The 13,994-nt window shown below is 71.4% G+C and carries 12 protein-coding genes, 3 tRNA genes and 3 pseudogenes; 11 read left to right on the plus strand and 7 right to left on the minus strand.

Annotated features, from left to right (window positions below; genetic code table 11):
* Positions 1-95: 95 nt before the first annotated feature.
* Together DEJ15_RS02750 and DEJ15_RS02755 are read right to left on the minus strand one after the other, a co-directional pair.
* The gene (locus DEJ15_RS02750; protein WP_110825678.1) at positions 96-1,097 is read right to left on the minus strand and encodes an SDR family oxidoreductase; all 1,002 of its coding nucleotides are present in this window, start codon (positions 1,095-1,097) and stop codon (positions 96-98) included.
* 59 nt (positions 1,098-1,156) lie between these two features.
* Complete coding sequence (locus tag DEJ15_RS02755) at positions 1,157-1,351, minus strand: hypothetical protein (protein WP_146232832.1); 195 nt, start codon at positions 1,349-1,351, stop codon at positions 1,157-1,159.
* A 681-nt stretch (positions 1,352-2,032) separates the two neighbouring features.
* Between DEJ15_RS02755 and DEJ15_RS02760 the strand changes: the two genes are divergently transcribed.
* Positions 2,033-3,043, plus strand: a complete 1,011-nt coding sequence (locus DEJ15_RS02760; RefSeq protein ID WP_110825676.1) for an aldo/keto reductase family protein — start codon at positions 2,033-2,035, stop codon at positions 3,041-3,043.
* Between the two features lie 208 nt (positions 3,044-3,251).
* Here DEJ15_RS02760 and DEJ15_RS02765 read toward each other — a convergent pair.
* The 3 genes from DEJ15_RS02765 to DEJ15_RS02775 form a co-directional block, all read right to left on the minus strand.
* Positions 3,252-3,324: transfer RNA gene (locus DEJ15_RS02765), tRNA-Phe, on the minus strand.
* Position 3,325: 1 nt separating this feature from the next.
* Positions 3,326-3,402 (minus strand) — tRNA-Asp (locus tag DEJ15_RS02770).
* A 72-nt stretch (positions 3,403-3,474) separates the two neighbouring features.
* Positions 3,475-3,547, minus strand: a tRNA-Glu gene (locus tag DEJ15_RS02775).
* Between the two features lie 331 nt (positions 3,548-3,878).
* On the opposite strand from DEJ15_RS02775, the gene DEJ15_RS02780 reads away from it, so the two are divergent.
* On the plus strand, positions 3,879-5,207 hold the full coding sequence (locus DEJ15_RS02780) for a M23 family metallopeptidase (protein WP_284175566.1): 1,329 nt from the start codon (positions 3,879-3,881) through the stop codon (positions 5,205-5,207).
* Between the two features lie 555 nt (positions 5,208-5,762).
* Here the strand turns inward: DEJ15_RS02780 and DEJ15_RS17510 are convergent.
* The gene (locus tag DEJ15_RS17510; protein ID WP_349814791.1) at positions 5,763-6,266 is read right to left on the minus strand and encodes a hypothetical protein; all 504 of its coding nucleotides are present in this window, start codon (positions 6,264-6,266) and stop codon (positions 5,763-5,765) included.
* Positions 6,267-6,343: 77 nt separating this feature from the next.
* On the opposite strand from DEJ15_RS17510, the gene DEJ15_RS17515 reads away from it, so the two are divergent.
* On the plus strand, positions 6,344-6,679 hold the full coding sequence (locus DEJ15_RS17515; protein ID WP_349814929.1) for a C40 family peptidase: 336 nt from the start codon (positions 6,344-6,346) through the stop codon (positions 6,677-6,679).
* 103 nt (positions 6,680-6,782) lie between these two features.
* Here the strand turns inward: DEJ15_RS17515 and DEJ15_RS02790 are convergent, their stop codons facing one another.
* Positions 6,783-7,274: an inorganic diphosphatase gene (locus tag DEJ15_RS02790; protein WP_110825673.1), complete on the minus strand. Its 492-nt coding sequence runs from the start codon at positions 7,272-7,274 to the stop codon at positions 6,783-6,785.
* 109 nt (positions 7,275-7,383) lie between these two features.
* Between DEJ15_RS02790 and tilS the strand changes: the two are divergent.
* The 8 genes and pseudogenes from tilS to DEJ15_RS02830 all read left to right on the plus strand — a co-directional run bounded on the left by tilS (position 7,384) and on the right by DEJ15_RS02830 (position 13,988).
* Positions 7,384-8,380: pseudogene (gene tilS, locus DEJ15_RS02795) on the plus strand (tRNA lysidine(34) synthetase TilS).
* Positions 8,381-8,389: 9 nt separating this feature from the next.
* Positions 8,390-8,942, plus strand: a pseudogene (hpt, locus tag DEJ15_RS02800) (hypoxanthine phosphoribosyltransferase).
* A 118-nt stretch (positions 8,943-9,060) separates the two neighbouring features.
* Positions 9,061-11,041, plus strand: a pseudogene (ftsH, locus tag DEJ15_RS02805) (ATP-dependent zinc metalloprotease FtsH); the annotation flags it as partial.
* Between the two features lie 187 nt (positions 11,042-11,228).
* Positions 11,229-12,020, plus strand: a complete 792-nt coding sequence (folP, locus tag DEJ15_RS02810; protein WP_110825806.1) for a dihydropteroate synthase — start codon at positions 11,229-11,231, stop codon at positions 12,018-12,020.
* On the plus strand, positions 12,017-12,409 hold the full coding sequence (gene folB, locus DEJ15_RS02815; RefSeq protein WP_110825669.1) for a dihydroneopterin aldolase: 393 nt from the start codon (positions 12,017-12,019) through the stop codon (positions 12,407-12,409). Before folP ends, folB begins: the two co-directional genes overlap by 4 nt.
* A gap of 99 nt (positions 12,410-12,508) precedes the next feature.
* Positions 12,509-12,943: a 2-amino-4-hydroxy-6-hydroxymethyldihydropteridine diphosphokinase gene (gene folK / locus DEJ15_RS02820; RefSeq protein WP_284175568.1), complete on the plus strand. Its 435-nt coding sequence runs from the start codon at positions 12,509-12,511 to the stop codon at positions 12,941-12,943.
* Positions 12,940-13,416 (plus strand): DUF3180 domain-containing protein, encoded by a 477-nt coding sequence (locus DEJ15_RS02825; protein WP_146232834.1) that lies wholly within the window; start codon positions 12,940-12,942, stop codon positions 13,414-13,416. Before folK ends, DEJ15_RS02825 begins: the two co-directional genes overlap by 4 nt.
* 50 nt (positions 13,417-13,466) lie before the next feature.
* A complete protein-coding gene (locus tag DEJ15_RS02830) occupies positions 13,467-13,988 on the plus strand; it encodes a PH domain-containing protein (protein ID WP_110825666.1) in 522 nt (173 codons plus the stop codon).
* Positions 13,989-13,994: the final 6 nt, after the last annotated feature.

Raw genomic sequence — 13,994 nt, forward strand, 5'->3', positions numbered from 1 at the left:
TCCGCACCTCGCGCGCCGCGGCGGCCGGAGCCTGCCGCGCGCCGGACGGGAGGCGCGGGGCCAGACCGGCCGCGCCTCCCGTCCGACGGCGCTCGCTAGACGCGGCCCGGCGCGTACGCCTCGGCCAGGCGGTCCATGAGTGCGTCCTTCTCCTCGTCGACGACCTGCGCCTCCGGGTGGGCGTCGTACCAGGCGACCAGCTCGCGGGCACCCTCGCGGAACGTCGTCCGCGCCGCCCAGCCCGGCACGAGCGTCCGCACCTTGCTGTTGTCGAAGACCATGCTGTTCGCCTTGTCGCCCACGACCCCGGCGCCCCACTCGGCGTCGGCGGCCATGATCGCGTCCGAGGGGACGTGCACGATCGTCGGCTCGGGCGCTCCCGCCGCGGCTGCGACCTCCTGGTGGATGCGGTCCCACGTCGGCGACTCCTGGCCGGTGATGTGGAACGCCTCGCCGATCGCCTCCGCCCGGTCGAGCACCCCGACGAACGCGACCGCGAAGTCCCGCACGTGCGTGAGTGTCCACAGCGAGGTCCCGTCGCCCGGCACGATGACCGGCTTGCCGCGGCGCATGCGGTCCACGACCGTCCACCCGCCGTCGAACGGCAGCAGCGTCTCGTCGTAGGTGTGCGACGGCCGGATGATCGTCATCGGGAAGTCGTCCTGCCGGTAGGCCGCGACGAGCAGGTCCTCGCACGCGATCTTGTCCCGCGAGTACTGCCAGTACGGGTTCTTCAGCGGCGTCGACTCCGTCACCGGCAGGTGCGTCGGCGGGGTCTGGTACGCCGAGGCCGAGCTGATGAAGACGTACTGCCTGGTCTTCCCGGCGAACAGGTCGATGTCGGCCTGCACCTGGTCGGGCGTGAACGCCACGAAGTCCGCCACGACGTCGAACGTGCGGTCGCCGAGCGCCGACGCGACGGCGTCGCGGTCCGACACGTCGGCCTGGAGGCGCGTCACCGCGTCCGGGAGCGCCCGCTTCTCCGTCGTGCCCCGGTTGAGCACGCTGACGTCGAAGCCCTGGTCCACCGCCTCGCGGACGCAGGCGGCGCTGATGACGCCGCTCCCGCCGATGAACAGCACACTGGGTCCGGTCATGGATGCTCCCTTGCTCCCGGCGGTGCATCCGCGCACCGCGTCCCTTGCGATCCTGCACCTCAGGGGCTGGGGCGGGCGTCGAGGACCGCGGGGAGGCTCGTCGTCGCGGACGCCCACTCGGCGGCGATCGGGCTGACCCAGCGGAGCAGTTCGATCGCGTAGTCGTGGTCCCGGCGAAGGTCTCGCTGGTGGATCGGCTCGTGGTGAGCCGCGCGGTTGCGGACGAAGTGCAGTTGCTGCAGCCGGCGTTTCACCTCGTTCCTCCGGGATCGGAGATCAGCGGGTCCGTACGGGAAGGCCCGGTGGAGATCCGGGACCCAGAGGGACGTGTGGTATCTGGACTCGACGAGGTAGCGCCAGAAGCCGAAGGTCAACTCAGCGACAACGCGCCCGTGTGCTTCCTCCCTGCGGGTACCGCGCGCGGCCCGCACACGAGCCTTCGCGAGATCCGCTCGGCCGTGCGAGTCCAAGGGCACCGAGTCGAACCAGAGGTCGCCCTCCGTTCCACGGCGAGCCGCCCAGGCACGTAACTCCCGGTCGAGCGAATTCGACACAGGACCTCGACCATCCCGGTGAGTTCCATCACGCTCGCTGCGGCACGCATGTTCCACTCGTACAACCGCAGCGCTCCTCCACGTGAGTCCATGGATCGCTCGTAGGAGGACAAGCGCGCCGCGGTGAGGAGTTCGGCGAGCACGCGGTGATCCTGCGGCCGTAGACGTCCTTCCGTCATCGTTCCCCTCCGGTGTAGCATCCCCTTGAAGACCCCGGAACGATCCCTGGCCCCGGCCACATCGCCGGGGTTTCGTCGTGTCCGGCCGCCACTGATACTTCAGCGTACTGGTGTGTGGGCCGCTGCAGAGGCGGTTCACCCGCTGAGGACTACCGTCACGGGCGGTGCCGCACCGAAGCGGCCACGACAGGAGTGACAGCACATGGAGTACCGCTACCCCGGCAACTCGGGCCTCAAGGTCTCCGAGATCACGTACGGCAACTGGCTCACCCACGCCTCCCAGGTCGAGAACGACGCGGCGATCGCCTGCGTCAAGGCCGCCCTCGAGGTCGGCATCTCGACGTTCGACACCGCGGACGTCTACGCCAACACCGGCGCCGAGACCGTCCTCGGTGAAGCGCTGAAGGGCGAGCGCCGCCAGTCGCTCGAGATCGCCACGAAGGTCTTCGGGCCGACCGGTCCCAAGGGCCACAACGACACCGGGCTGTCGCGCAAGCACATCCTCGAGTCGATCGACGGCTCCCTCGGCCGCCTGCAGACCGACTACGTCGACCTGTACCAGGCGCACCGCTTCGACCACGAGACGCCGCTCGAGGAGACGATGCAGGCGTTCGCCGACATCGTGCGCCAGGGCAAGGTCCTGTACGTCGGCGTCTCCGAGTGGACGGCCGACCAGCTCCGTGCCGGTGCCGCACTGGCGAAGGACCTCGGGTTCCAGCTCATCTCGAACCAGCCGCAGTACTCCGCGCTGTGGCGGGTCATCGAGGAGGAGGTCGTCCCCACCTCGAAGGAGCTCGGCATCTCGCAGATCGTCTGGTCGCCGATCGCGCAGGGCGTCCTGACGGGCAAGTACCAGCCCGGGCAGCCGCTGCCCGAGGGCTCGCGCGCCACCGACGACAAGGGCGGCGCGAAGATGATCGAGCGCTTCATGAACGACGAGGTCCTCTCGGCCGTGCAGGAGCTCAAGCCGATCGCCGACGAACTGGGTCTCTCGATGGCGCAGCTCGCCGTGGCGTGGGTCCTGCAGAACGAGAACGTGGCGTCGGCGATCATCGGCGCTTCGCGACCGGAGCAGGTGCACGACAACGCCGGCGCTGCCGGGGTGCAGATCCCGGCCGAGCTGATGAGCCGCATCGACGACGCCCTCGGTGGTGTCGTCGAGCGCGACCCGGCGAAGACGAACGACAGCAGCCCGAAGACCCGCGAGGCGTAGGCCGCGCTGCCCGGCCGGGAGGAGCCTCCTGGCCGACGCCGCACAACAGAAAGCGGCTCGAACCGTGGATCCCCGCGGTTCGAGCCGCGTCCTGTTGTGCGGGGACGATCCGAACCGCGACCGCGAACCGAACCGCGACCGCGACCGCGGGCTGGCCGGCCCCACCAACGCAAAAGAGCCCCTCACTCTCGTGAGGGGCTCTTCACCGTGGCTGGACGCGGCGTCGATCCGCGGACCTTTCGATTTTCAGTCGAACGCTCTACCAACTGAGCTACCCAGCCGTGGCGACCCTGACGGGACTTGAACCCGCGACCTCCGCCGTGACAGGGCGGCACGCTAACCAACTGCGCTACAGGGCCATGTGGAATTGCTGTTATTGCTGATCTTGCTCGGTTTCGTTCTGTTCTGCTTGCTGTCCCCCCGATGAGGAGTGACCCCAACGGGATTCGAACCCGTGCTGCCGCCGTGAAAGGGCGGTGTCCTAGGCCACTAAACGATGGGGCCGCAAGCAGTGCATCGCGCTACCGATGGACAAGCATACGGACGGTCGGCCCTCTTGCCAAATCGAGCCCGTCCGACGCCGTCCTTCGGCGTGTCGCGGGTGTTCCCGCACGTCCGAGCGTGCTGACTCCCGCACCGCTCAGGACGTGCACCTCGACGGACCTTCAGCAAGCGAGCCGAGCGGTGTCCCACGGTGACGCCCGCCGCGGTGGAACCATCGACAGCGGCCACTCACCCCTCCACGGGGGGTGTCCCCGGGCTCGGTCGTGTTGTTACTGTTGCGTTTGTTGACAGTGTGACGCACGCCGCACCGCACCGTTACGAGATCGAGACCATGACGACATCCTCATCGCCCGCTCGCCCCCGCCGCCGCTTCGTCGCCGCCGGGGTGTCCGTCGTCCTCGCGGCCGGAGCCCTCGTGGCACTCGTGCCGAGCGGCGCCGCTTCCGCCGCGAGCTACCCGAGCTGGGACGACGTGCAGGCCGCCAAGCAGTCGCAGGCCGCACAGTCCGAGAAGGTCTCCGAGATCAAGGGCCTCATCGCCCAGCTCGAGTCCGCGTCCGCCGCCAAGGAGAAGGCCGCCGCTGCTGCCGGGACGGCCTACCAGGACGCCCAGACGGAGTACGACCGCAAGGCGCTCGAGCAGCGGAAGCTCCAGGCCCAGGCGGACGAGGCGGCCAAGACGGCTTCCGCGTCCGAGGCGCAGGCGGGACAGCTCGCCGCGCAGCTCGGCCGCTCGAACGCCGAGGACGTCACCACGGACCTCCTCACGAAGCCCTCGGCCTCCGGCGACCTGCTGTACGAACTCGGCGCCATGTCGAAGCTCACCGAACAGGCCGACGGCATCTACTCCGAGGCGAGCCAGGACCGCGGCACCGCGCAGGCGCTGGCCGACAAGTCGAAGGTCGCCGAGGACGCCCTCGGTGACCTCGCCGACGAGGCCCAGGCGAAGATGCGTGCTGCGCAGGACGCGGCCGACCAGGCGCAGGCCGCGGTCGCCGCCCAGCAGGCGAACCAGGACCGCCTGGAGGCCCAGCTCGCCGCCCTGACGTCGAAGACCGAGACGACGCAGGCCCAGTACGAGAAGGGCGTCCGCGCCGAGAAGGCGCGGCAGGCCCGCCTGGCGGCGGCCCGCGCCGCGGCGGCTGCCGAAGCGGCGAAGGCACTACCGCCGGCCGCGACGGCCGGAGTGCCCGCACCCGCGACCGGGAACGTCCCCGCGGCCTCGTCCGGGTGGGTCCGGCCCGCCGCCGGCTACCAGTCGAGCCCGTACGGCCTGCGCGTCGACCCGTACACGCACGTCTACACACTGCACGCGGGCGTCGACCTGGCCCCGGCCTGCTACTCGCCCATCTACGCAGCGGCATCCGGCACGGTGACCTTCGCGGGGAACGGCGGCGGGTACGGCAACGAGGTCATCCTCGACAACGGCGGCGGCATCTCGACGGCCTACGGGCACATCGTCGACGGCGGGATCATGGTCTCCTCCGGGCAGCACGTCACAGCCGGCCAGCAGATCGCCCAGGTCGGTTCGACCGGCTGGTCGACCGGCTGCCACCTGCACTTCGAGACCCGGGTGAACGGCGCAGCCGTCGACCCCGTCCCCTTCATGGCAGCGCGGGGGGATCTCGGTATGAGCACGAGCACTGCCAGGAGGCACTGACCCGATGAAGAAGCCTGCACGTTCCCTGGTCTGCGGGATCGCCACCGTCTCGATGCTCAGCCTCGGGCTGTCCGTCGCGGTCGCCGTCCCCGCCCAGGCCGCACCGTCCGCTCCGTCGTGGAAGGACGTGCAGGCGGCGAAGGACGACCAGGCGGAGCAGCAGCGCACCGTCGACGCGCTCACCGCCCGGATGGCGACGCTGCAGGACCGGGTGGACCGCACCGGTGCGACCGTGCAGGAGGCCGGGCAGACGTACGCCCTGGCGGCCTCCCGGCAGCAGCAGGCGAAGGACACGCTCGACGGCCTCACCGCGGAGTCGGAGCGGGCGAAGGCCGCGGCGGACGAGTCGGCCGGTCAGGTCGCGGCGCTCGTCGTCGAGCTGTCCCGGTCGGGTGGCGGTGACCTGTCGACCTCGATGCTCGTCGACTCGCGTGACGTCGACGACCTGCTCTACCAGGTCGGCACGATGTCACACCTGTCGGAGCGATCGGCCACCGTGCTCGAGCGAGCACAGGCCGACCGCCGCACGGTCGACTCCCTCGCGGCGCAGCAGCGTCAGGCGACGAAGGCCCTCACGGACGCCACGGACGCCACGAAGGACGCCTTCGACGCCGCGAACGACGTCGCCGCCGACGCGCAGTCGGCGCTGCAGGCCGGCCAGGAGGCACAGGACGAGGTGCTCGAGCAGCTCGCCTTCCTCAAGGGCACGACGGTCGCGACCGAGCAGGCGTACTGGTCGGCGAAGCAGGCCGAGCAGGCGGAGATCGAGCTCGCGGCGCAGGCGAAGCGGGCGGCGGCGCGTCCGACCCGGCCGGGTGCTGCCCGTCCCGCGGCGGAGACCGGCGCCGACGGTGCGGCCGCCGGTGGGGGGAACGCCACGGGGTCGACGCCGTCGAGGAACCCGGCGAACCCGTCCGTCCCGGCACCGGCAGCACCGAAGCCCGCAGCCCCGAAGCCGGCAGCTCCGAAGCCCGCAGCCCCGAGGCCCGCCGCACCGGCCCCGCAGCCGGCGGCGCCGAAGCCCGCCCCCCGCTCCTGCGCCCGCGCCGGCTCCGGCACCCAAGCCCGTGAGCAGTCCGTCGAAGGCCGCCGGCGCGATCGCGTACGCCCGCGGGCAGCTCGGCAAGCCGTACTCGATGGGCGGCGCCGGGCCGAACTCGTGGGACTGCTCGGGCCTCGTGATGATGGCCTACAACTCGCAGGGCATCGCGACCGGTGGCCACAACGTGGTCTGGCAATACAACTACTTCGGCTCGATCGGCCGACTCGTGCCGCTGTCGCAGCGTCAGCCCGGCGACATCCTGTTCTACTCGCACACCGGTACCGCTGCCGGCGGCTACCACGACTCGATCTACACGGGCGGCGGCATGATGGTCGAGGCCGCGAACCCCCGGGTCGGTGTGGTCGAGCGGCCGATCTGGCTGCCGGGCGACCTGCTGCCCTACGTGGCGCGGCCCTCCGGCGCGGTCTGACGCGAGCCGACCCGGAACACTGCCGCGGAACGCGCCCCACAACGAACAACGCGCCCCGTCGGAACGGGGCGCGTTGTGCGTTGCGGGGCGCGAGGCCCCGGCGTCAGTGACCAGTCGGCACGTACGCGGCCTGGCCGGCCTGCACGATGGCCTCGGCCTCGGCGGCGTCGCCCCAGCCCTCGGCCTTGACCCACTTGTTCGGCTCGAGGTCCTTGTAGCGCTCGAAGAAGTGCGCGATCTCGGCCTTGGTCTGCTCCGGGACGTCCGCGATGTCCTGGATGTGCGCCCAGCGCGGGTCCTTCGCGGGGACGACGAGGACCTTCTCGTCCTTGCCGGCCTCGTCGCTCATCTTGAAGACGCCGACCGGGCGGACCTTGACGCCCACACCGGGGAAGGTCGGGAACTCGAGGAGCAGCAGCGCGTCCACGGGGTCGCCGTCGTCGGCCAGGGTCTTCTCGAAGAAGCCGTAGTCCGTCGGGTAGACGAACGAGGTGAAGAGCACGCGGTCCAGGTACACGCGACCGGTCTCGTGGTCGACCTCGTACTTGTTGCGGCTGCCCTTGGGGATCTCGACGACGACGTCGTACGCGGCCATGTGCACTCCTTGGTTCTTCCGGTGGTGGTCTGTCGGCCGTCGGGACGGCCCGGCTAACGTTACCGGGTGAACACTCCGCGCCCCCCGGCTGGACCCCGCGGTCGCCGAGATCCGGCGGTCCGTCCGGTCCCTTCTCGAACGCGCCCGGGCCGACGGCACCGTCGCGTCGGGTGACCTCGTGCTCGTCGCCCTGAGCGGTGGCCCGGACTCGCTCGCGCTCGCGGCCGCCACCGCGTTCGAGGCGCCGAAGCAGGACCTCCGTGCCGGTGCCGTCGTCGTCGACCACGCGCTCCAGGCGGGGTCCGAGGCGGTGGCGGGACGGGCCTCCCGGCAGGCCGCCGAGCTGGGACTCGACCCGGTGAGGGTCCGCCGGGTCACCGTCGGCTCCGACGGCGGTCCGGAGGGCGCCGCCCGCGAGGCCCGCCACGCGGCCCTCACCGAGGCCGCGGTCGCCACCGGGTCACCCCTCGTGCTCCTCGGGCACACGCTCGACGACCAGGCCGAGACGGTGCTGCTCGGCCTGCTGCGCGGCAGCGGACCGGACAGCCTGTCCGGGATGGCGCCGTTGACCGTCCGCACCGCGGGGCCCGCGTACGGACGTCCGCTCCTCGGGGTCCGGCGGCACGTGACCCGGCAGGCCTGCGCCGCGTCCGGCCTGGTGCCGTGGGACGACCCGCAGAACAACGACCCGACGTACGCCCGCGTGCGGGTGCGGACCGCGCTGATGCCCGTGCTCGAACGCGAGCTCGGGGCCGGCGTCCCGGAGGCGTTGGCGCGCACGGCCGACCAGCTCCGCGAGGACGCCGCGGCGCTCGACCACTTCGCCGAGGAGATGGCCGAGGACCTCGCCGAGCACTCCGAGGCGGGGATCTCGCTGTCCGTCCCCGAGCTGGCCGCGAACCCCCCCGGCGCTCCGGCAGCGGCTGGTCCGGCTCGCGGTGGAGGGCGAGTTCGGGGTGACGCTGTCCCGGGCGCAGACGCTCGAGGTGTGCCGGCTCGTGACCGACTGGCGCGGGCAGGGGCCGATCGACCTCCCCGGCGTCCGGGCCATCCGGTCCGGTGAGCGGGTGTCCTTCGCCGCCAGGGAGCCCCACCCGGGCGGTTAGGGTGGTGTGGTGGAACTCTCCGACGTGCAGGCAGACCTCTCCGAAGTGCTCTTCACCCCCCGAGCAGATCGACGACAAGATCGCCGAGCTCGCCGCAGCGGTGGACCGTGACTACGCCGGGCGCGACCCGCTGCTCGTCGGCGTGCTGAAGGGCGCGGTCATGGTCATGGCCGACTTCTCCCGCCACCTCAAGATGCAGGCGCGGATGGACTGGATGGCCGTGTCCTCCTACGGCTCCGGCACGAAGTCGTCCGGCGTGGTGCGGATCCTCAAGGACCTCGACACCGACCTGCACGGCCGTGACGTCATCATCGTCGAGGACATCATCGACTCCGGCCTGACGCTGTCCTGGCTCAAGCAGAACCTCGAGTCCCGCGGGGCCGCGAGCGTCGAGATCGTCGCGCTGCTCCGCAAGCCCGAGGCCGCCAAGGTCGAGGTCGACGTCAAGTACGCCGGGTTCGAGATCCCGGACGCCTTCGTCGTCGGGTTCGGTCTCGACTACGACGAGCGCTACCGCAACCTGCGCGGCATCGGCGTCCTCGCGCCGCACGTCTACTCCTGACAGGCGAGCGGGAGTTCGCCCGCAGAGGACACCCATTCTCGCCACAGAGTCACCGCCGTATGCTGACTCGCACGCACTTCAGGCAGAGAAAGGTGTCGGGCCGTCGGGCCCGGATCACATGGACTTCAAGCGCATCCTCCGCGGGCCGTACATCTGGATACTGGTCGCGCTCGTGGGGATCTTCATCGGATGGACGTTCATCGCCCAGTCCGGCACCCAGGAGATCTCCACGCAGAAGGGCCTCGAGCAGCTCTCGGACGGCAAGGTCTCGGCGGCCGTCATCAACTCCACGGAGCAGCGCGTCGACCTGACCCTCCGCGGCGAGGGCGGCACCGAGCAGTTCTACTACTCGACGCCCCGCGGGCCCGAGGTCGTCGAGGCGGTCTCGCAGGCCGACCTGCCGAAGGGCTACAACGACCACGTCCAGCAGTCGAACGTCCTCGTGTCGCTCCTGCTGACGCTGCTGCCGTTCCTGCTCATCGGCGCGTTGTTCTGGTTCCTGCTCTCGAGCGCCCAGGGGGGGTGGCTCGAAGGTCATGCAGTTCGGCAAGTCCAAGGCCAAGATGAACAACAAGGAGAACCCGCAGGTGTCGTTCGCCGACGTCGCGGGCTCCGACGAGGCCATCGAGGAACTCCACGAGATCAAGGAGTTCCTCAAGGAGCCAGCGAAGTTCCAGGCCGTCGGCGCGAAGATCCCGAAGGGCGTGCTGCTGTACGGCCCTCCCGGTACCGGCAAGACCCTCCTCGCCCGCGCCGTCGCGGGAGAGGCCGGCGTGCCGTTCTACTCGATCTCCGGTTCGGACTTCGTCGAGATGTTCGTCGGTGTCGGTGCGAGCCGTGTCCGTGACCTGTTCGACCAGGCCAAGCAGAACTCGCCCGCCATCGTCTTCATCGACGAGATCGACGCCGTCGGTCGTCACCGCGGCGCCGGCATCGGCGGCGGCAACGACGAGCGCGAGCAGACGCTGAACCAGCTCCTCGTCGAGATGGACGGCTTCGACGGCAAGACGAACGTCATCCTCATCGCGGCGACGAACCGCCCCGACGTGCTCGACCCCGCGCTCCTCCGCCCCGGTCGCTTCGACCGGCAGATCGGCGTGGATGCGCCGGGCCTGCAGGGCCGCAAGCAGATCCTCGAGGTGCACGCGAAGGGCAAGCCGCTCGCCGCGAGCGTCGACCTCGAGTTGCTCGCCCGCAAGACGCCGGGCTTCACCGGCGCCGACCTGGCGAACGTCCTGAACGAGGCCGCGCTGCTCACCGCACGGTCGAACGCGCAGCTCATCGACAACCGCGCCCTCGACGAGGCCGTCGACCGCGTCATGGCCGGGCCGCAGCGCCGCACGCGCATCATGTCCGACCAGGAGCGCCTCATCACGGCGTACCACGAGGGTGGACACGCCCTCGCGGCCGCCGCGATGCGTCACACCGACCCGGTCACGAAGATCACGATCCTGCCGCGCGGCCGGGCACTCGGCTACACGATGGTCCTGCCGCTCGAGGACAAGTACTCGGTCACCCGCAACGAACTGCTCGACCAGCTCACCTACGCCATGGGTGGTCGCGTCGCCGAGGAGATCGTCTTCCACGACCCGACCACGGGCGCGTCGAACGACATCGAGAAGGCCACGGGCACCGCGCGCAAGATGGTCACCGAGTACGGCATGAGCCGTGCCGTCGGGTCCGTCAAGCTCGGCGCCGGGTCGACCGAGCCGTTCGTCGGCCGCGACATGAGCGGTGGCACCGGTCGCGACTACTCGGAGAACATCGCCGAGACCGTCGACGCGGAGACCCGCGCCCTGCTCGAGGCCGCGCACGACGAGGCCTACCAGGTGCTCAACGCCAACCGGGACATCCTCGACCGCCTCGCCGGCGAACTCCTCGAGAAGGAGACGCTCGACGCGCCGGAGCTCGTGGAGATCTTCAAGGACGTCCGCAAGCTGCCCGAGCGCCCGCAGTGGCTCTCGAGCGACAAGCGCCCGGTGAGCGACCTGCCCGCGATCGAGGTCCCGGGCAAGGCCGCCGCGACGGCCGAGGAGCCCGTCGGCATCGACGCCTCGAAGCCCCGTCGCCACCGCCCGTTCGGCAACCCCGGTATCGCCCCCCGCGTAGGCCGGCATGACGGACCTGCCGACGAGACGGTCGCGTCGGCTCGCCGAGGTGAGTCGAGCGCGCGAAGCAGCAGCAGGACCGGCGACGGTCGCGATCGACCTCCGAGCACCCTCCCCGGTGCCGGAGGTCGTGACCGGCCGTCGCCGCGACCGCTCCACCGGGGACGCCACCCGTGTGATGGGCATCCTCAACGTGACGCCCGACTCGTTCAGCGACGGCGGCCTGCACCTGGCCGTCGACGCGGCGCTGGAGCACGCCCGGACCCTCGTCGCGACCGGTGCCGACCTCGTCGACGTCGGCGGTGAGTCCACCCGGCCCGGGGCCGAGCGGGTCCCTGCCGAGGTCGAACAGCAGCGTGTGCTGCCGGTCGTGCAGCAGCTCGTCGCCGAGGGCGTCGCGGTGAGCGTCGACACCATGAACGCCAGCACCGCTGAACGGGCGGTCGACCTCGGTGCCGTCATCGTCAACGACGTCTCGGGCGGACTCGCCGACCCGGACATGGTCCACGTCGTCGCGGACTCCGGCGTCGGCTACGTCGTCATGCACTGGCGCGGCCACAGCGACCGGATGCACCGGAACGCCGAGTACACGCACGCGGTCGAGGAGGTGCGGCGCGAGGTGGAGATGCGCGTCGCGGAGCTCATCGTCCTCGGCGTCCGCCAGGAGCAGGTCGTCATCGACCCGGGTCTCGGCTTCGCCAAGCAGGGGCGGCACAACTGGGAGATCCTGGCGGGCTACGACCGCTTCGCCTCGATCGGGCTCCCGGTGCTCGTCGCCGCGTCGCGGAAGCGGTTCCTCGACGGCGTGGGCAGTCCGGCCGGGGCGCCACCGGCCGAGCGCGACCTGGCCACGGCGGCGATCAGCCTGCTCGCGGCCGAACGCGGCGCATGGGGCGTCCGCGTGCACGACCCGGCGCCGACCCGCGCCGTACTCGACGTCTGGGACGCCTGGAGGGCAGCTCGATCATGAGGGACACCATCCGCCTCGTCGGGGTCCGCGCACGCGGCAACCACGGGGTCTTCGAGCACGAACGCGCCGACGGGCAGGACTTCGTCGTCGACGTCGCGGTCGAGGTCGACGCCACCGCGGCCGCCGACTCGGACGACCTCGCCGAGACCGTGCACTACGGGGTGCTCGCCGAGCAGGTCGTCGCCGAGATCGAACGCGACCCGGTCGACCTCATCGAGACCCTGGCCGAGCGCATCGCCGCGGCCGTCCTGACGCACCGGGCGGCCCTGGCGACCGAGGTCACCGTGCACAAGCCGCAGGCTCCCATTCCGGTGCCCTTCACGGACGTGTCGGTCACGATCCGTCGGGAGCGCACGAGCGCTGCCGACGGGACCGAGGAAGAGGAATGACGCGCGTCGTCATCGCCCTCGGCGCCAACCTCGGCGACCGGGGGGAGCACCCTCCGCGCCGCCGCGCGAGCGATCGCCGCGCTGCCCGGGGTCCGTCCGGTGGCGTCGAGCTCCGAGGTCGAGTCCGTCGCCGTGACCCTCGACGGTCCGGACGCGGCGAAGCCCCGCTACCGGAACGCGGTCGTGGTCGTCGACACCGACCTCGAGCCGGACGAGCTCCTCGACGCCCTGCACGGCATCGAGGACGAGCACGGCCGGACGCGGGAGGTCCGGTGGGGCGACCGGACGCTCGACCTCGACGTCATCGCGGTCGACGACCGGCACATCGACACCGCGACGCTCACCGTGCCGCACCCCCGGGCGCACGAGCGCGCGTTCGTCCTCGCGCCGTGGGCGGACGCCGACCCGGACGCGATCCTGCCCGGGCGCGGACCCGTCGTGGCGCTGCTCGCAGCCCTCGGCGACGACACCGAGCGGGTCGACGAGCCGCGGCTGTTCGACGCGATCGCGCCGGCGGCGGGAGCCGCCTCGTGAAGCCGACGCGGGCCTCCACGCTGGTCAGCGTCGCGATCGTCGCCGCGGTCGCCGGGTTCGCCCTCGACACCGCCCTGACCGCACGGCAGTCCCCGACGCTCCTCATGTCGGTGCCCCTCGGCCTGACGCTCGCGTTCATCGGCATCGCGCTGCTGTTCATGGCCGCGCCGATCCGTCGGCAGACCCGGGGCCGCGCCGAGCGACGGGTCGACCCGATGTACGCGACCCGCGTGGTGTTCCTCGCGAAGGCCTCGAGCATCTGCGGTGCGCTGTTCGGCGCGTTCGCCCTCGGACTGCTCGTGTACCTCCTGACCCGGTCGGTCCTGCCTTCGCTAGGCTCGACCCTGCCGAACGCGGTGGCGTTCGGCGGCGGGATCGTGCTCACCGTGTGCGCCCTCGTCGCCGAGCGGATGTGCATCGCGCCGCCCCCGGACGAGGACGACCACGACGGGCGGGGCGCCACCACGGCCTGACCGGTGCTGCCGGTCGACGAGGACCGATCCCCGCAGACCAGGAGACCCCGATGCCGCTCGAACGCCTCGACGAGACCGGACTGGGTCTGCACGACGTCACGTGGACCCGGGTCTCCGCGAAGCTGGTCTGGACCGACCTCGTCGGGACCGTCCTGGTCGGCGGTGTCGTCACGGCGGGGCTCGTGCTCCTCGGCGTCGCGAGCGGTGGCACGGGCGGCACGGCGGGCCTCGTCTGGTTCGTCCTCGGCGCCGTCGTCGCCGTCGTCACGCTCGTCACCGCCGTCCTCACCCCGCGCCGCATCCGGTCCATCGGGTACGCGCTGCGCGAGGACGACCTGGTGCTGCGTCGCGGGCTGATGTGGCAGCGCTTCACGGCCGTGCCCTACGGTCGGCTGCAGCTCGTCGACGTGAACCGGGGCCCGCTCGACCGGGCGCTCGGGATGAGCGAGCTGAAGTTCGTCACCGCGGCGGCCTCGTCGAACATCCGGATCCCGGGCATCCCCGCGAGTCAGGCCGACGAGCTGCGCGACCGCCTCGTCGAACTCGCCGAGTCCCGTCGCGCGGGGCTGTAGGCCGTC

The sequence above is a fragment of the Curtobacterium sp. MCJR17_043 genome, assembly GCF_003224315.2.
Lineage (GTDB): Bacteria > Actinomycetota > Actinomycetes > Actinomycetales > Microbacteriaceae > Curtobacterium.

What these genes read in the sequence shown, in the direction of transcription:
- DEJ15_RS02750 (WP_110825678.1), bottom strand. Translation starts at nt 1,097, where the DNA reads ATGACCGGACCCAGTGTGCTGTTCATCGGCGGGAGCGGCGTCATCAGC.
- DEJ15_RS02760 (WP_110825676.1), top strand. Translation starts at nt 2,033, where the DNA reads ATGGAGTACCGCTACCCCGGCAACTCGGGCCTCAAGGTCTCCGAGATC.
- DEJ15_RS02780 (WP_284175566.1), top strand. Translation starts at nt 3,879, where the DNA reads ATGACGACATCCTCATCGCCCGCTCGCCCCCGCCGCCGCTTCGTCGCC.
- DEJ15_RS17515 (WP_349814929.1), top strand. Translation starts at nt 6,344, where the DNA reads ATGGGCGGCGCCGGGCCGAACTCGTGGGACTGCTCGGGCCTCGTGATG.
- DEJ15_RS02790 (WP_110825673.1), bottom strand. Translation starts at nt 7,274, where the DNA reads ATGGCCGCGTACGACGTCGTCGTCGAGATCCCCAAGGGCAGCCGCAAC.
- folP (WP_110825806.1), top strand. Translation starts at nt 11,229, where the DNA reads ATGGGCATCCTCAACGTGACGCCCGACTCGTTCAGCGACGGCGGCCTG.
- folB (WP_110825669.1), top strand. Translation starts at nt 12,017, where the DNA reads ATGAGGGACACCATCCGCCTCGTCGGGGTCCGCGCACGCGGCAACCAC.
- DEJ15_RS02830 (WP_110825666.1), top strand. Translation starts at nt 13,467, where the DNA reads ATGCCGCTCGAACGCCTCGACGAGACCGGACTGGGTCTGCACGACGTC.